This window comes from Zwartia panacis (genome assembly GCF_030410395.1).
Taxonomy (GTDB): domain Bacteria; phylum Pseudomonadota; class Gammaproteobacteria; order Burkholderiales; family Burkholderiaceae_B; genus Zwartia; species Zwartia panacis.
Window position 1 is genome coordinate 39,098 of sequence record NZ_JAUHHF010000010.1, and the last position, 16,980, is coordinate 56,077.

Below are 16,980 nucleotides of genomic sequence, written 5' to 3' on the forward strand. Positions count from 1 at the left end.
GTCAGAACGACGTCATGTAACGCAGCAAGACTCTGCGCGTCTCTGCAAAACCGAATTGAGTATCCAGATTCGTGCCGTATTGCAGCATGAAGCGGCCTTTGTTCGTGGTGGCCACAGCGCTGAGCAGATAGCGATGTGTTTGCAGGGCATTGTTGTTGCTCAGGCCGTTTACCGCAGTCTCTGCACCCCACATGTAGAGGTAGGTCGCGGCAAAGGAGAACGTGTTGTTGAGATGATAAATTGGGCCGATCTGGGCGGTATATAAGGGTTTTTGGGTCAGCTGGGCGTTATTAGGGCCGACTTGATTATTCGGACCAAACCACATCGTATCGAAGCCGACCATGCCATCAAAACTTTTGCTGAGCGCTGTTTGATAAGCGAATTGGATATCCCCCACAACGCGTTTGCCGCCGATATTGAATAATTGCTGATTGGAGTAGCTACCAGTTGGTAACGTGAGATACCCAGCCATTCCAAAATAGGTGCGAGTCTGACGATTGGCATGTAGCCAAAGCGCGGTGGCCAGTGTGAGATCTCCAAGGCCGTAGTCTGTTGGCTGGCTTGAGGCTGAGCCACCAGGTTTTAACTCCCCCATCGGCAGCTGCACAAACGAAAGCCCGGTCAAACCCCCGATGCTGTAGGATCGTCCTAGACGCAGCTGGAGCTGATTACTGGACAAGGTGGGCGTATCGCGAGATTTATTTCCGTCGGTGTAGTTGCCTTTGAGTTCAGAGTTGACCAAGGCGGCGGAAAAAAAGTTTCTATCTGGTGGTGGCGCGACCGCATCAAAGGGGTTGAGATCGATGGCGTGGCTGCTGAGAGAAACAAAAAAGAGGGAAACAAAGAAGACAACAAGCAAAGCAGGTTGACTCATAGGGCCTGTCGAACGCAATGAAACACTGCGGGCAAACTGCCTCTTCGCCATCTGCAGTATTTTTTTGATGTTCATTGGTTGGAATATGTAAATTTATACCTAAAAATACTATTTATAACTTTGTGTATAGTCAAAATGGCAATCGTAGATTACCTCTTAACCCGTGCAAGCTCAACAGATTGCTTGTTTTTTCGTGAGTCGGAGTCAAAAAATGGATGTTTCGGTCTTTACTACGGCTCAACTGGTGATTGAGATCGTCGGGATTGTGGCCTTTGCTCTTTCGGGGGTGATCGAGGCTGCTCGCAGGCGACTGGATGTGGTTGGGGTATCGGCAGTAGCCATACTCGCATCGTTTGGCGGAGGGACGCTTCGGGACGTCTTGCTGGATAGACGCCCCTTTTTCTGGGTAGAAAATCATTCTTTGCTCTGGCTCGTGGTGGTGTTGGCCAGCGCAGCCATTTTGTTTATGCGTGGCAAGCATTTCGAGCCGACCGAACGGGCGATGCAATGGCCTGATGCGCTTGGAATGGGTCTATTCTGCGCGGGCGGCACTCAGATCGCGCTGAGCATGGAGATGCCGGCACTTGTGGCGGTCATGATGGGCATGATTACCGCGGTGTTTGGCGGGGTATTGCGAGATGTCGTGTGTAATGAAATCCCACGAGTCTTTAATGACCACCGGCCTTATGCGTTGTGCGCGTTTGCCGGTGGGTGGGTCTTGGTCCTGGCGCATCATCTGGGTTTGCCCCAGTGGACTTGCCTGTTTCTCTCAGCCGCGAGCGCTTCCGCGCTGCGCGTGCTGGCGATGGTGTTTGACTGGAAACTTCCCACGTGGAGGACTTAGCGGACTTAGTCGGCTTTCAGGTTGGCCTTTTTGATCACATCACCCCATTTCACAACTTCGGCGTCCACAAAGGCGCTCCAGTCTTTGGCTCCACGAGGATCGGGAATCGCGCCGCGGGCAATGATTTTTTCCTGAAACTCAGGATCGCGCAGCAGTTTTTGTACGTCGGGCACTGATTTTTGCGACGATAGCAGGAGGTGTGCCTGCAGGCACCACGAGACCACCCCAGCCGCTACCGTCAAAACCGGGCAGTCCCGCCTCGGCGACAGTCGGCACGTCGGGAAGTTGCGGGACACGCTGCGCGCTCGTCATGGCGATGGCTTTGATTTTGCCGGCCTTGACGTGGGGCAACGCCGAGGCCAGGCTATCAACCAGGACAGGAATTTGACCGCCTAGTAAGTCGGTCATCGCTGGGCCGCTGCCCTTGTAATTGACGCCAGTCATTTCAATATTGGCGCTCGATTTGAAAAGCTCTCCGGTCAAGTGCTGGGAAGTCCCTGTGCCCGCATAACCAATATTGATTTTGTTGGGTTCCTTTTTTGCCGCGGCAATCAGCTCGGTTGCTGTGTTGTAAGGGAATGAGGGATGCGCCACGATCATCAGCGGCACAATAAAGACGCCATTGACCATTTCAAAGTCTTTCGGGCTGTAAGGCAGTTTGGAATAGAGGCTGGGATTGACGCCCAGTGTGCCACTCGTACCGAACGTAATTGTGTAGCCGTCAGCGGGCGCTGTTTTGCCAGCCAGCATGCCAACGATCGTATTGCCACGATTATCCACAATCACTTGCTGGCCCCACTCTTTGGTGAGTCCGTCCGCGAGCAGTCGCCCGACAATATCAGTGGCCTGACCGGGCGGGAAGGGCACGATCAATTTGACGGGTTTATTCGGATAGGCATCCTGCGCAAAGGCAGTCAGGCCTGTTGTGGTGGCCGCAACGGCGACCATCATGGAGAGCAGTTTTTTAATCAGCATATGTGCTCGCTTAAAAGAATAGTCATTCGTGAAATACTCAAGGTGTCTCAGCATAAGTCGATCCCCTGAAAATGAAATCGGGGAAGTCCCTTGGGTATGCAAGTAAAGTATGAAGAATGTGTTCTCGCATCCACCTATGGTTTGGCTGCGAGGAGGGCCTGTACGGCCGGGTTGTTGAGTTTGGGTTTGTCCACCAGCGCGTAGTAGTTCTCATACACGTCTTCCACTTGACCCACCTGGGTGACTTGGAATTGAGCGGTGATGTCAGACGGATCGATAAAAGGCGCTGGGAAGAATCCCTCTCCGTGCATGCCGAACGTTTTCATGAGCGCACCGTCATCGAATTCGGCCACGACGCTGACTTGGACGCGATGCTGGGTCAACCAGTCATCAATCTGGGCGCGCAATACGCTGCCGTGGGTGGGTAACAACATAGGTTTGCCATTGAGACATTTTGGAAAGGGTCCTTTCAGTTGTGACACGAGCGCAGCACTACCGAATATCGCGACCGGACTTTTTCCCAGAAGGTGTGAACGAATCTGTTGCGGACCGCCCTGGGCATACGGTCGGTCTGAGAGCACAAGGTCCAGTCTATGCAGGAGCAATGAGGGCAGTAGTTCTTCGAAGCGACCTTCGATGCACTCGATTTTGACTTGCAGATTGCCGTGTAAAACGGGCGCGAGCAGTCGATAAGAAGCTGTCTTGGGTAAAACGTCGGAGACTCCGATGGTGAGCCGGAGTGTTCGCTCGAGGGATTCATCGGCAAGGCTATCCAGCATTTGTTCGCCCAGGCGGAAAATCTCATCCGCGTAGCGTCGTGCGACACGGCCCGCCTCAGTCAGTACAAGGCGGCGACCTTCGAGCTGGAACAAAGTCCGGCCAAGATCACCCTCGAGTTTGGTGATTTGGCCGCTGACTGTTTGAATGCTGACGCCGAGCTTTTCAGCCGCGCTCGCCAGGTTGCCCTCGGTTGCGACGGCCCAGAAATAGCGTAAATGATGGTAATTAAGCATTTATTAGTTCGAATAATTCATAATAACAATCAGCTTATATACCATTTTAATTGAGATGAATAGTCTTTAGTCTCTCGCCTGTGTTTGAACGAATTGGTGATGCGAGTCTCGCGTCCAATTGAAAGGCTTAGGGAGAAGTGAGATGGAAACGATTGGTAGTTGGTGGATGTGGACCGGCTTCGCTGTGTTTGTAGTGGTCGCCTGCGCAGTCGATCTCTTGGTGTTGCAGAAAAAAGGCGATGACAAGGTGTCGGTGGGTCAGGCGCTACGTTGGTCGGCCCTCTGGGTCGCTTTGGCATTGATTTTCAACGCACTGCTCTGGTGGTATCTGGACGGGCAGGCTGGGCGCGAGGTCGCAAACGTCAAGGCTTCGGAGTTTCTGACCGGATATCTGATTGAAAAGTCACTCGCCGTGGACAACATTTTCGTATTTTTGATGTTGTTTACATTTTTTGCGGTGCCACCTCATCTGCAAAAGCGAGTCCTGATCCTCGGTGTGATCGGCGCAATTGTGTTGCGCGCTGTGATGATCTTGATCGGAGCGTGGCTGATTAAAGAGTTCCACTGGATTCTTTATGTTTTCGGTCTGTTCCTGTTGGTCACCGGTATCAAGATGCTTGTTTTCGCTGAGGCGGATTCGGATCTCGAAAAAAATCCTATCCTCAAATGGATGCGCGGCCATATGAATATATTGCCGCACTTCGAGGGAGAGCAATTCTGGGTCTACAAGAATGGTGTCCGTTTCTTCACACCCTTGTTTGTGGTGGTCATCATGATTGGTATTACCGACATCATTTTTGCTGTCGATAGTATCCCGGCGATTTTCGCGATCACCGAAGATCCGTTCATTGTGATGACTTCCAATATCTTCGCGATTCTGGGTTTGAGAGCGATGTATTTCTTGTTGGCAGATCTCAAGGACCGTTTCCACCTGTTGACTTACGGTCTGGGCTTTATCCTGGTGTTCGTCGGTACGAAGATGTTGATCGTGGACTGGTACAAGATCCCGGTGGGCATCTCGCTGATGGTAGTAGGCGCGATCTTGCTGACATCAATCATTGCCAGCTTGCTCATCCCCAACAAGGGAGCTCAGTCAGGAACGGCGACTGAAAGCAAGTAATCTGTCGATACTTTCGATGCTGTTGATGCCCGCGAGATGAACGTTGAATCTCGCGGGCATTTTCATGTGAGAGGTCCGTCTAGCTGACCTCACCTGGTAGACGTATTGAAAATTGAGCCCCACCTGTCGGAATATCTTCGTAAGTAATCGTCCCCTTGTTTCTCGTGACGATTTGTTTGCAGAGCCATAGTCCAAGACCCATGCCGCTTCGTTTGCCACTCGAGGCCAGCTCAAATATCTTCTCTTTACGCTCGGGTGAAATACCTGGGCCATTGTCTGAAATCGTGATCGTGGCACCGTCCTTCACGCGGGCAATCTCGATTGTGATCTCTTTGTCCGCGCGCTCAACGCTTGCGAGGGCATGAATCGCGTTGTTCAAAAGGTTGAGAAGGACTTGTTGAATTTCGGGGGCGTTGATTTTGCAAATGGTTTTCGAAGCGAGGCGTAATTTGACGTGAATGTTGCGTCGGGATAACTCGGGATTGGTGATCTGGAGGACCGACTGCACGATATCGCCGAGATCAATCGCATTGGCATTGGGTTGATCCTCATTGAAAATCGAACGCAGCGACTGAATGATGCTGCCGGCCCGCAAATTGTCCTGGACGATTTTCTCAGCGAGATCTTTCAGTAAAGCTTCGTCGAAGCGACCATTCGATAATTGAAGCTTCATGAATTCGCTGTTGATTTGAACGGCGCCTAGCGGTTGATTCAGCTCGTGCGCAATTGACGCGGAGAGGGCGCCGGTCGCGGCGGTTTTATTGGCCCACACCAGACTATCGATGAGTAGTTTTTCTTTTTCGTTTTCCGCGATTTTGAGTAGAAAAATCGGGAAAATCATGTAGCGAAAAATGCCCAGTAAAAATAAAGCGATAAAAATCACTGTGTTGATGATGTTTGTATCAAACGCAATCGTCGCGATGTCCAGCATCACCAGGACAATGCGACCACCCCAGAGTAAAGCGGTCGCAAAAAACAGAATCCCGTATACCTTGACGAGATCTATGCCGTTTTTCTTGAAAGCTTTGAGCGATAAAAAGCCGCTTTCTGTCGTGACGTAAACCATGGCAAGACAGACGTAAATAGTTTGATAACCTGGATTAAACAGAATCCCAGTCGCGTAAAGACCAAGTGAATACAGTGTGAATACTGTCAGATTGCGCAAAAACGAAGGTTTAAGGTTTGGTTGCTCACCGATCAGATTGATGAGCGAATAGTTAAAGTATTGATAAGCCAGAAAAGCGAGCGCGTTCGCTCCGACATATGAAATGAGTGTGTGCAGTTCTGTTCTGAAAACAGTGATGATTCCAGCAGTGCCGAGCAAGAAAGCGCCGAGCGCACAGTTTTCAATCGCGCGATTCTTCTGTTTGGCGAAATAGAACAGCAGAGTTAAGGAATAGGCGATCGACAATATTCCAAAGAATATGAAGATCGCCGGGATCAGGCTCAATTGCATTTTTAGCTGATTCTATTGCGTTGCCGCGCTAAAAAAGCACGCGCTTGCGCAACAGCTTCAGGCACGCGCTCTTTTGGCTCCTTCCAGGGATAGATACTGACTTCGGCATTGGGCGCCAGATCAACCACTTCTTTAGCCACCGCGTAAGGGTGCGGGGCGGTGTCGTCTGGCATGACAAATATCGGTGTTTGACACTGCCGGACAAAGTCGCGTGAGACTGTAAAAACAAAATCGGGATTGGCGCGATACATTTTTTCCAGAAAATGATGCACTGTTTCCATGTCGAGATCGGGACGGCGCGCGCACAATGCGGGACCCCAGTCTTTGATGTTGTTGGCATAAAACTGGTCGGGTAGCTCAGGGCGATAGCCGCTTGGCTGCACCATGACTGCGGCAATAATCCGCTCGGGCGCACGCTTTAACAGATTCCAGATGAACGGACCGCCAATGCAGAAACCCATCACCAGGAATTTATCGATCCCCAGGTGATCCATCAGTCCAAGTTGGTCATCGGCATATGCGTCCCAGGGGCGCTCGATTTCCAGGGGGCCTGAGGACTCGCCGCCATTGGCGTTGCGAAGATCCATGGTGATGCAGCGATATTCGTTCTTGAATTCCTCAACAGCATCAAAAGGTGAGCGCGTGTTGAAAAAAGACATCGTCGCGTTGAGTCCGCCACCTGGCAAAATCAGGAGCGGGATGCCTGAGCCGGCTTCTTTGTATTGGATCCGGACGGAACCTTTTTCGTACATGGGCATAATGTCTCTCTTTGAGTCTAATTAGTTTCTTAAATTATAGGTTGCTCAGATGTCAGGCAAATCAGACGATTATCAGATTGATATATCCGAGGGTGTCGTACTGATCAAAAATCAAAATACGACGATTGGTTATAGCCGCTTTAATGATTTGGGTGAGGTTGAGTACATTTATGTCAATCCTCTTTATCGTCGTCAAGGGTTCGGGACGCTGCTGATTAACGAAATCAAGAAAATAAAAGGACCGATTGCCAAAGTACATGACCCGATCTCCCCATTAGGCGCGCAGTTTTTTCAAGGCATCGGTTTGGGCGATACTTTGAACAAGGACAAGGAATCCTGAGTTAAATATTTCTCGCCGATTTACGCAATGTGCATATAATTACGTCATTCATGCCAACTTTTGTGTATAGGTGAGCTATGGCAATCGCAACACAGGCGCTGCTTAGGGACGCAATGCGCCGATTAAATATGACTCGTGATGCGTTTGCCGAAAGAATCGGCTGCCGGCGTCGCACTCTGGACAGCTGGCTCTTGCCTGACGAATCCAGCGAGTATCGCGCGATGCCAGAGGTCGCCCGTCGGTATGTCACTGAGATTTTGGATAATTTGCCTGATAGTCCGCAGAGTGGAGTGGGTGGCTCTGGCTTGTCGGCGAACCATCTGCTGTCCGTGGATCAGCTGTCTCGCGAGTCGGTCGAGGAGTTGTTCTGGCTGGCCGATGTGATGCAGCCGATCGCCAGGCGTCAAAAAGTCACTCGTGTACTCGAAGGCGCTGTATTGGCGAATCTGTTTTTCGAGGCGAGTACCCGTACCCGCATCAGTTTCGGAGCTGCCTTTTGCCGACTGGGCGGATCGGTTTGCGACACGACCGGATTTACTTTTTCCTCGATGGCCAAAGGCGAGTCTATTTACGACACCAGCCGTGTGGTGAGTGGCTACGTTGATGCGATGGTGATCCGTCACCCTGAAAAGGGTGCCGTCGCCGAGTTTGCGCGCGCCACGAATATCCCTGTGGTGAACGGTGGTGATGGTCCGGGCGAGCACCCGAGCCAGGCTTTGCTTGATTTATATACGATCCAGCGCGAATTTTCCCGACTTGGCAAGCTCATCGATGGCGCGCATATCGCGATGGTGGGCGATTTGAAATATGGGCGCACCGTACATTCGCTGATCAAGTTGTTGTCCCTCTATCGAGGTTTGACATTCACGCTCATCGCGCCTCAGTCTTTGGAAATGCCTGCAGAGATTGTCGACGTCGTGAGCCGCAACGGTCATGTTGTCGAGTTCAGTGATTCGCCGGCAAATGGTCTGGCCAAAGCCGATATCTTGTATGCCACGCGTATTCAAAAAGAGCGCTTTGGAGAGGAAGCGATCGATGGCTATGGCGCCGAGTTTGAAATCAATCAAAAGCTTGTGAATCAGGCGTGCAAGAGTGATGTGGTGATCATGCATCCTTTGCCAAGAGATGGTCGTCCGGGCTCCTACGATTTGAGCATTGATTTGAACGCGGATCCGCGTCTGGCGATTTTCCGTCAGACGGATAACGGCATTCCGATCCGCATGGCGATCTTTGCCAAGCTCTTGGGCGTGGACAAGCTCGTGCAACGGTCGATGAAGGATGTCACCTGGGTGACGCCCGCGCACATCGGTCCCGACGACGCGCTGCCTGATTTCGAATAATCGCTTGCGGGTGTGGCGCAAGGTCAGATCTGAAGCAGGTTAGATGCTGACCTTGCCCTCAATCAGGATGTGCACCTGTCCGCCAATCCAAGCGGTCTCGCTGCCTTCAGGGGTCACCATCACGCGACCCGTTCGTCCGATTGAGGTGCCTTGCGCGACAAGATAGGGTTGTTTCAAACGATTTTGCGCCAGTAGCCATTTCGCTATCGCCGCATTGAGAGATCCCGTGATGGGATCCTCGCTCATCCCGCTCGAGGGGGCAAGCATCCTCACCTCATAGTCGCATTCGTGACCCGATGTGTGCGGTGCGATGAGGCCGATCGATTTAAATTGTGGCCATCTCACGCGAGAGGAGTCCAAGGCAAGGACTTGATCGGCGTGTTTCAGTTCAAACAATTGCCACACAGGGCCGTTACAAAGTTCTGCTGTGTGAATGACTGATTCAGGTGGGATATCCAGCACACGCATGATTTCGCTGCGATGGGCAGGATCCATCTCTTTGATTGTGGTTGGGGGCGCGGCAAACGAAAGTGTGGGCTGTCGAGAGACATCCACTTCAACGATACCAACGCCGCACTCTTGTCTGACAAGACCTTTTGTTTTTGGGATGCCACCACAGTGCAGCCACGAGGCGCATGTCCCGAGTGTCGGGTGGCCCGCAAACAGCATCTCGCGGCTCGGCGTGAAGATTCTCACGCGATAGTCGGCGCTTGGATCGGTGGGCGTCAAGAGGAAGGTGGTTTCTGCAAGGTTTGTCCATGCGGCAAAACGTTGCATCTGTTCGGCCGTCAAACCATCCGCGTCCACGACAACAGCCAAGCCATTACCTTGATATGGGATGGGGCTAAAGACATCACATTGAATGAAACGGCGGATATTCATAAGCGAACCTGATTAGGTGAGTCGACGGCGTTTTAAAAGAAATGGTACCAGTATGGTCGGTAGCAACATCGCCAGCATATTCCATCCAGGATAGAAAAACGCCAAGGCAAAGGTTGCCGACGCGCACCACAGTCTGGTCCATACGCCAATCGACAATGCTACCTTGTATGAGGATAGAATCTGATTTTCATGTAGCTCGGTACGATTGAGAACGTGCGTTGTTCTGAGTAATGAAAGTGCGGAAATGCCCACCAGATTCAAACTGTAAATCGCTGCGGCCGCGACGTGGTCTCCGTGCTCGCCGATCAGGGAGGTCGAAAAGGGCAAAAGACTGATGAGTGCGAGCTCTCCAAAAGCAAACCGCACCATCGCATGATCGACGTCTTTGGTGAGTCGGTAAAGCTTGACTTGCGCGAGCCAGTAAATAGACAACACCCAAAAGCTGAGTAGCCAGGTCAGTAAATTGGGCAACAAACCCTCTAGTGCATTTAAAAAAGCACCTTCATCACCGCCAAAAGACTGTGATGGTAATTTCAAATCGAGCACGAGTATCGTGAGTGCGACCGCATAAATGCCGTCGGAGAGCGCTTCCAACCGCTGCTTACTGACTTCGCTCGCCATATTCATTTTCCATATGTAAATAAGAAAACAATCGTTTGAGGCTTTATGCCTTTTGGATACGATTTGGTTACATCTTAATACTGTTTGGTTATGAATAGCTTATATACAAATTACTCAAAGTTAGTACTGAGCGCACACAATGTGGGCCTGGCTTATGGCGCGGGTCGTCCGCTCATTGCTGACTTTTCCCTCGCTGTCGAGGCGGGTGAAATTGTGACGGTGCTCGGGCCAAGCGGTATCGGCAAATCGAGTCTGTTACGTGTATTTGCGGGACTGCAGCCTTCGAATGGAGGTCGGGTATTCGCAGGTGATGAGGAAGTGACGGGTGCGCATCCTCGTGTCGCCATGGCATTTCAAGACCCGAGCTTGCTACCTTGGCTGACGCTGGAACAAAACGTGGCGTTTGGATTGGATTTCAAGCATCAGCCCAAGCTCAGTGCCAAAGAGCGTCAAGCACGCGTTGATTTGGCGATCCGTGAAGTAGGACTTGAGCATGCGCGCGAGCTTTACCCGAAGGCGTTATCCGGAGGCATGGCACAACGCACGGCGCTTGCGCGGTGCATCGCTCGGCAGCCGTCGGTGCTGCTGCTGGATGAACCTTTTGGCGCTCTGGATGAAGTCACACGTGAATCGATGCAGCAATTGCTCTTGCGCGTACGGGATGACTTTGGCACGGCAGCTGTGCTGATCACGCATGATATTGATGAAGCCCTGCTTGTATCAGACCGAATCGTATTGCTGGGCGGGTCGCCTGCGCATGTGTTTGGTCAGTGGACGCTTGGACGCTCTCAATCAAGAGACTTGCTTGACCCGATGCTTCAGGCAACACGGGTGGAGATTCTGCAAGCTTTGCGTGGATCAATCGAGGGTAAGAGGACATCGCAACCGCCGGCATTTGATTTCAACATATTGCGTCACGCGTACCCGCATCAGGAACTCTCGAATGTGCACTGAATACACCACACGTCGCGATCTGCTTAAACTCGCGAGTCTGTTTACTGTCGCAGGCGCAGCGCCTTTGCTGTCGGCGGCGAATGCGGTTGCGCAGAGCAACCCGGATCAGCCAGTCAAGATTGGTTATCTGCCGATCACTGATGCCGCGCCTTTACTGATCGCCCATCACAATGGCTATTTTCAGGACGCAGGTGTCAAGGTCGAAAAGCCAACATTGTTCCGAAGCTGGGCGCAGTTGGCGGAGTCTTTCATTGCCGGGCAAACAAACGTCGTGCATCTGTTGTCACCAATGACAGTATGGGCGCGTTTTGGCAGCAAGGTTCCCGCCAAAGTCGTCGCCTGGAACCATATCAATGGTTCGGCATTGACTGTGGCACCAAAGATTAATCAATTAAAAGACTTGGGCGGCACGACAGTTGCCATTCCGTTCTGGTATTCGATTCATAACATCGTGCTCCAGGACATGCTGCGCGCTGAGGGGCTCAAACCTGTTGCGCGACGTGTCGGCAAGGTCGAGGCAGACGAAGTCAGCCTGGTGGTGATGCCGCCTTCGGACATGTTGCCTGCACTTTCTGCCGGAAGTATTTCCGGTTATATCGTGGCGGAGCCATTCAATGCCGCGGCAGAATTGATGGGCGTGGGTAAAGTGTTGCGCTTTACAGGTGATGTCTGGCGCAATCACGCATGTTGCACAGTGTTCATGCACGAGCGTGATTTAAATGGTCGTCCTCAGTGGTCTCAGGGTGTTGTTGATGCGATCGTACGCGCACAGCTCTGGATTTTGGAAAACAGAGCCGAGGCCGCAAAAATACTGGCACGTGAAAGCGGCAAACAATATACACCCCACGGCTTGGCTGCACTCACCAAAGTTCTCGCACCGCCTGCCAGTGACACACAAAGTTATCTGGCCTCGCGCGCTATCCGTCACAGTGACTGGAAGGAAGAAAGGATTGGATTTCAGCCCTACCCCTATCCAAGTTACACAGAAGAGCTGGTGACACGCTTGAAAAATACAGCCGTCGAGGCAGAGCGCGGTTTTTTAACTGATCTAGACCCAGTGTTTGCGGCGAAAGATCTGGTGGATGACCGTTTTGTCAAAAAATCCATCGAAGCAGTCGGCGGATTAAAGAAATTCGGTGTCGAGGGATCTTATTCGCGCCAAGAAACAATCGACCTGACAAAGGCTTAAGCAGTGAGTCTGAAATCCATCCATGCATTGCGTGGCATATCTGGCTTGATCTTACTGGTTGCCTTATGGTGGCTCTTGACTGTCCCGTTTTCAGAGGGCACGGGTATGGTGCGCAGGTTCGCGCCCGGTCCTGCTTTGATCACGCTGGTTGAGATGCTTGGCGGAGCAGAGATCTGGACGCATATCGGTGTCAGTTTGCAGCGTGTATTTGTCGGTCTTGGATTTGCTTTAGTCATCGGTGTGCCGTTGGGACTGTTGCTGGGAGGATCTGCGCGTCTGAACGCGACGTTCTCTCCGGCATTTCAGTTTTTACGTATGGTCTCGCCTCTGTCATGGATGCCGATTGCTGTCATTGCCTTTGGTGTGGGGAATCAACCTGTTTATTTTCTATTGGCTTTTGCCGCAGTGTGGCCAATCATGCTCAATACGATCGCTGGCGTGCGCGCTCTTGATCCACGTTGGTTGCAACTCTCCAAGAGTTTGGCCGCGACGAAATGGGAAACTTTGCGCGGAGTGATCTTGCCTGGCGTGCTCGGTCATGTACTGACCGGCGCACGTTTGGCGATTGGAATTGTGTGGATCGTGTTGGTGCCGTGTGAAATGCTCGGCGTCACAGCGGGCTTGGGATATTTCATTCTGGATACGCGAGATCGACTGGCGTATCACGAATTGATGGCGACGATCGTTTTGATCGGAATACTCGGATTTATTCTCGACTGGATTTTCAGAGAAGTTTGTCAATTATGGAGCAAGGCATGAGCAATACACAGCAAGCAGAAACAGTGAACGTTTATCTGCGTCCGATCGATGCAGCCGGTCTCGCCGCATTTGCTGAAAAAGGGCGAGCAAATCCCGCCTCAAAGGGAACCAACAAAGTTCATACCGTTCTGGAGGGTCAGTACAGATCTTTGAACTATGTGGGTGATCATGAGCCTGTGATTGTCGACGAGCCTTTGCATTTGTTTGGTCAAAATACAGCGCCAGCACCGGGCGAAATCGTCCTCTCGGGTTTAGGTGGTTGCTTGGCGGTAGGTATACAGGCAGTCGCCACCTGGAAACAAGTCAAGCTCACGAAGCTTGAGATTTTTCTGGAGGGTGATATTGGTAATTCAGCCGCGTGGGGTGCCGGAGGCGCCTTGGACAAACAGCCTGCACAGATGGGCTTTCAGGCCGTACGCGTCAAGGTCAATGTAGAGGGCGATGCTTCGCAGGAAGTTCTCGATGAAATCGTCAAGCATGCCAATTATTACTCACCTGTGGCGAACAGTATTCGCAATCCGATTCCCTTTGAAATCACGACCGCTTAGTCAGAGACATTGACATGAAACCGTTCGAGGCAGGCAAAGAATCTTTAATTGGGATGGTGCGTACGATCGCGCAGAATGAATTGGCGCAATCCGTGCAGGCTATTGACCAACAGGGCCTCTATCCGGAGGCTGTTCTGCGTCAGCTCGCGGCCGCAGGTGGGATGAGTGCGCATCTTAGAGCTCCTCACGGTTTCAATGACTTTGGTTTGGCGATACAGTCGATTGCAGAAGTGGCTCGTGTCTGTGGCTCGACGGGTTTCATGATGTGGTGTCAGGCGGTTTGCGGTCTTTACATGCAAGAGGCTTCATCGACTGTACTGCAGGGTGCGCCGCTTTTGTCGCATGTTTCAGGTGAGCGCCTGGGTGGCACGGCATTATCGAATCCGATGAAAACCTACGCCAAGATTGAATCCTTCATGCTCAAGGCTGTACCTGCCGATGGCGGGTACAGGGTGACAGGAAGCTTGCCTTGGGTCAGCAACCTCGGACCTGACCATTATTGTGGCGCGATTGCTTCAATCGCGGATGAAAGTGGATCACGCGAGCTGATGTTCTTGCTTCGCTGCGATGCCGCAGGTGTGACCCTGAGAGAGTGTCCCAGCTTTTCCGGGATGGAGGGCACAGGGACTTATGCATTGCATCTCAATGACTGTTTTGTGTCCCCGGATGACGTGATCGCAGACCCCGCCAGACCCTTGATTAAAAAAATCAGAGCAGCATTTGTCATGTTGCAGTGTGGCATGGCGGCTGGAGTCATACAAGGTGCGATTGACTCGATGTGGGCGGTTGAAGATCAACTGGGACATGTGAACTGTTATCTTGAAGATAGACCGCAGGACTTGCAGAGTGAGCTCGATGAATTGTTGGCTCGAATCATGCGGCTTGCAGAGACCCCTTATGACGACAGTGACGCATTTTTCATTCAAGTCCTGGATGCGCGCGCCCATGGTGCGGAATTGAGCCTCAGGGCTGCGCAGTCTGCGTTGTTGCATCAGGGCGCGCGGGGCTATCTCATGAGCTCTGAAGTACAGCGTCGTGTGCGTGAATCTCATTTCGTCGCGATTGTCACACCTGCGATCAAGCATTTGCGCAGTGAAATGGCCAGACTGAGTCAGGAGACGATGCCGGCATGAGTACGCAAGAAGCCTGGAGAGAATATCTCTGTCATGCCTGTGGCTATGTTTATCGTGAGCGTGACGGCGATGTGGATAGCGGCTTGGCGCCAGGTACGCGTTTCGAGGATATTCCCGAGGATTGGTACTGCCCGATATGCGGAGTGACCAAAGCGGATTTCGTGTTGGTGGAGCAACGACAGACCCTTCCATCCGAATCAAAAAAGCGTCTTGAAATCAGTTTTGTAAAGGGCTCTCGTCCTGGTGTCAGATCGAATGTTCGTCATTTTGATGTTGTGATCGTAGGGGGCGGCACTGCTGCCTGGAAGGCTGTTGAATCATTGCGTAGCTTGTCAGAGAAGCATTCAATCGCGATGATTTCTCAATGCGAAGCCAATCGATACGATAAACCGCTTTTATCTGTTGCGATGGCACGAAATTTTTCCTTGTCTGAATTGGTCAAGGAAACGGGTATGGATGCAGCAAAAAGATTCAACGTTTCACTTTTTTCCAAGACAATGGCTATTAGTGTGAATCCATCCAGACATATTGTCCGGACAACACTGGGCAGTGTGCACTATAAACAGCTGATCATTGCCCAGGGCGCTCAGTCTGTCTTGCCCGAGCACTTGCCTGCCGAGTATTGCTGGCGCATCAATCATTTGAGTCAGTATGTCCGATTTCGCGAGTCATTGGGTGCCCATTCGAGCCGTGTGCTGGTGATCGGAGCAGGACTCATTGGTTCAGAGCTCTCTAATGATCTGGCTTTGGGTGGGCATTCGGTCACGCTGATTGATGTCGCGCGCAGACCGCTTGAGCGTTTGTTGACTGAGTCTCAGCGCTCTGAGGCGTTGTTGAAAGCCTGGGAATGTTTGCCAATCCAGTTCTTTGGTAATACCCAAGTATCAGAGGTTAAAAAATCTCTATCGGGCGACTTGAACGTCAAGATGAGTGACGGCCAAACGTTATGCGTGGATACGATCGTTGTGGCAGCCGGTTTAAAAACGTGTGATCGCCTGGCTCGCAGTGCAGGTCTGGCGTGGAACAACGGCATTGTTGTGGATCCTGTTTCTCTTGAGGCAAGCGTCTCAGATATTTATGCTCTCGGTGATTGTGTCTCGATCGGTGGGGAAACATGCCGCTATATTGAACCGATCGCACGACAAGCCACGACCATTGCGAGTCAGATTATTGGAGACACGTTGATCCCTTACGCGAATCAGCGTGTACCTGTACGGATCAAGACGACTTCGTTACCGATGACGATCTAATAGTCACGAACGCAGGCGCATCAGTGTGACGAATAGACTTTGCTGGCAAAGTCTGCAATGGCCTGACTCATCGCGACAGGTTGTTCGGGTGCCATGGAGTGACCAGCATTTTTAATCACCTGCACCGTGACACGATCCCCGAGATATGGCTTCATCACGTTTGGTACGACAACGGCATCAAACTCAGCCTGTAAGTCCAGAATCGGGACGACTTCACCGGCAGAAAAATATTCATCGATGTTGGTGAATATGCGCGCATGGCTCTGCGCATGATGCGCTTCTTGGTACCAGCCATCCAGCCAGACACTGGGATCACTGCCCGGAGCAAAAAATGCTTTTCTGAGATTTTCAAGTCTGACTTCGGTTGACAACTCAGGGTTGCCTGCACCGTCGATTTCTGCACGCAAGCGGCTGTAGGGCTTTTCTGTGGATCCGGGAGGAAGTTTTCCCGCTGAGGCGGCAGCCATGACCACACCACATACCAGATCAGGTCGATCTGCAGCCAGCATGCGTGCCGGTTGACTGCCCCATGCGTGTCCGACCACGACGATTGGCCCGGTTTTTTCCTGATCCAGGACGGCTGCAACATCCGCTGCAAAATCGTGAAGGTCCAGATCCTTCATTGGTCCGGTACTCCCTCTTATGCCCCGTGGTTCAGGACGAATGACGCGAAAGCCTTTATTGGCTAAGAGTTCTGCAACTTCATCGTAATCTCTGCCTGAGCGTGCAAGGGAAGGCAGCATGACGATGATGCGACCAGATCCCTGGTCACTATATTCAATCGTGATGGCTTGTTGATCTTTTGGCGACTGATAGGTGACCGATCGGGTGGAGAATGTCATGCTTGGTTCTTCTTCGAATCAGAAAATTAAAGTTTCACGCTTTTCTTTTAAACCGTGAAGGACATCTTGTCTATAACAGGTA

At 51.7% G+C, this 16,980-nt stretch carries 19 protein-coding genes; 10 read left to right on the plus strand and 9 right to left on the minus strand.

The features are described from left to right. Position 1: 1 nt before the first annotated feature. Positions 2–874 (minus strand): transporter, encoded by an 873-nt coding sequence (locus QWY30_RS12550; RefSeq protein WP_290241551.1) that lies wholly within the window; start codon positions 872–874, stop codon positions 2–4. A 211-nt stretch (positions 875–1,085) separates the two neighbouring features. Here QWY30_RS12550 and QWY30_RS12555 point away from each other — a divergent pair, with 211 nt between their 5' ends. After that, positions 1,086–1,718, plus strand: a complete 633-nt coding sequence (locus QWY30_RS12555; protein ID WP_290241553.1) for a trimeric intracellular cation channel family protein — start codon at positions 1,086–1,088, stop codon at positions 1,716–1,718. Between the two features lie 5 nt (positions 1,719–1,723). Here the strand turns inward: QWY30_RS12555 and QWY30_RS12560 are convergent, their stop codons facing one another. The 3 genes from QWY30_RS12560 to nhaR form a co-directional block, all read right to left on the minus strand. After that, positions 1,724–1,891, minus strand: a complete 168-nt coding sequence (locus tag QWY30_RS12560; RefSeq protein WP_290241555.1) for a hypothetical protein — start codon at positions 1,889–1,891, stop codon at positions 1,724–1,726. Continuing rightward, complete coding sequence (locus QWY30_RS12565) at positions 1,857–2,693, minus strand: Bug family tripartite tricarboxylate transporter substrate binding protein (RefSeq protein WP_290241557.1); 837 nt, start codon at positions 2,691–2,693, stop codon at positions 1,857–1,859. Before QWY30_RS12565 ends, QWY30_RS12560 begins: the two co-directional genes overlap by 35 nt. 134 nt (positions 2,694–2,827) lie before the next feature. Beyond that, a complete protein-coding gene (gene nhaR, locus QWY30_RS12570; protein WP_290241559.1) occupies positions 2,828–3,706 on the minus strand; it encodes a transcriptional activator NhaR in 879 nt (292 codons plus the stop codon). A 142-nt stretch (positions 3,707–3,848) separates the two neighbouring features. Here nhaR and QWY30_RS12575 point away from each other — a divergent pair, with 142 nt between their 5' ends. Further along, positions 3,849–4,826, plus strand: coding sequence for a TerC family protein (locus QWY30_RS12575; RefSeq protein WP_290241561.1), 978 nt, complete (start codon positions 3,849–3,851; stop codon positions 4,824–4,826). 79 nt (positions 4,827–4,905) lie between these two features. On the opposite strand, the gene QWY30_RS12580 is transcribed toward QWY30_RS12575, so the two are convergent. Further along, entirely contained in the window at positions 4,906–6,282 is a 1,377-nt protein-coding gene (locus tag QWY30_RS12580) for a sensor histidine kinase (RefSeq protein WP_290241564.1), read from the minus strand. A 2-nt stretch (positions 6,283–6,284) separates the two neighbouring features. Further along, complete coding sequence (locus QWY30_RS12585; protein ID WP_290241567.1) at positions 6,285–7,040, minus strand: alpha/beta fold hydrolase; 756 nt, start codon at positions 7,038–7,040, stop codon at positions 6,285–6,287. A gap of 49 nt (positions 7,041–7,089) precedes the next feature. Between QWY30_RS12585 and QWY30_RS12590 the strand changes: the two genes are divergently transcribed. Both QWY30_RS12590 and QWY30_RS12595 read left to right on the plus strand, forming a co-directional pair. After that, entirely contained in the window at positions 7,090–7,380 is a 291-nt protein-coding gene (locus QWY30_RS12590) for a GNAT family N-acetyltransferase (RefSeq protein WP_290241569.1), read from the plus strand. A 77-nt stretch (positions 7,381–7,457) separates the two neighbouring features. Further along, positions 7,458–8,720 (plus strand): aspartate carbamoyltransferase, encoded by a 1,263-nt coding sequence (locus QWY30_RS12595; RefSeq protein ID WP_290241571.1) that lies wholly within the window; start codon positions 7,458–7,460, stop codon positions 8,718–8,720. A gap of 39 nt (positions 8,721–8,759) precedes the next feature. On the opposite strand, the gene QWY30_RS12600 is transcribed toward QWY30_RS12595, so the two are convergent. Then, entirely contained in the window at positions 8,760–9,602 is an 843-nt protein-coding gene (locus QWY30_RS12600; protein ID WP_290241573.1) for a PhzF family phenazine biosynthesis protein, read from the minus strand. A gap of 12 nt (positions 9,603–9,614) precedes the next feature. Further along, positions 9,615–10,223 carry a TMEM175 family protein gene (locus QWY30_RS12605; RefSeq protein WP_290241575.1) on the minus strand — a complete coding sequence of 203 codons (609 nt, stop codon included), beginning with the start codon at positions 10,221–10,223 and terminating at the stop codon, positions 9,615–9,617. A gap of 90 nt (positions 10,224–10,313) precedes the next feature. Between QWY30_RS12605 and QWY30_RS12610 the strand changes: the two genes are divergently transcribed. The 6 genes from QWY30_RS12610 to QWY30_RS12635 are packed head-to-tail and all read left to right on the plus strand — an operon-like array spanning position 10,314 to position 16,056. Continuing rightward, a complete protein-coding gene (locus QWY30_RS12610) occupies positions 10,314–11,177 on the plus strand; it encodes an ABC transporter ATP-binding protein (RefSeq protein WP_290241578.1) in 864 nt (287 codons plus the stop codon). Next, positions 11,167–12,366: an ABC transporter substrate-binding protein gene (locus tag QWY30_RS12615; protein WP_290241580.1), complete on the plus strand. Its 1,200-nt coding sequence runs from the start codon at positions 11,167–11,169 to the stop codon at positions 12,364–12,366. Before QWY30_RS12610 ends, QWY30_RS12615 begins: the two co-directional genes overlap by 11 nt. Positions 12,367–12,369: 3 nt before the next feature. Further along, positions 12,370–13,125, plus strand: coding sequence for an ABC transporter permease (locus QWY30_RS12620; protein WP_290241582.1), 756 nt, complete (start codon positions 12,370–12,372; stop codon positions 13,123–13,125). Continuing rightward, positions 13,122–13,673 carry an OsmC family protein gene (locus tag QWY30_RS12625; RefSeq protein ID WP_290241584.1) on the plus strand — a complete coding sequence of 184 codons (552 nt, stop codon included), beginning with the start codon at positions 13,122–13,124 and terminating at the stop codon, positions 13,671–13,673. The genes QWY30_RS12620 and QWY30_RS12625 overlap by 4 nt, the downstream gene beginning before the upstream one ends. Before the next feature lie 14 nt (positions 13,674–13,687). Beyond that, positions 13,688–14,806, plus strand: coding sequence for an acyl-CoA dehydrogenase family protein (locus QWY30_RS12630; RefSeq protein WP_290241585.1), 1,119 nt, complete (start codon positions 13,688–13,690; stop codon positions 14,804–14,806). Further along, entirely contained in the window at positions 14,803–16,056 is a 1,254-nt protein-coding gene (locus QWY30_RS12635; protein WP_290241586.1) for an FAD-dependent oxidoreductase, read from the plus strand. The genes QWY30_RS12630 and QWY30_RS12635 overlap by 4 nt, the downstream gene beginning before the upstream one ends. A gap of 20 nt (positions 16,057–16,076) precedes the next feature. Here QWY30_RS12635 and QWY30_RS12640 read toward each other — a convergent pair whose 3' ends face one another. Then, the gene (locus QWY30_RS12640; RefSeq protein ID WP_290241587.1) at positions 16,077–16,898 is read right to left on the minus strand and encodes an alpha/beta fold hydrolase; all 822 of its coding nucleotides are present in this window, start codon (positions 16,896–16,898) and stop codon (positions 16,077–16,079) included. Between the last annotated feature and the right edge of the window lie 82 nt (positions 16,899–16,980).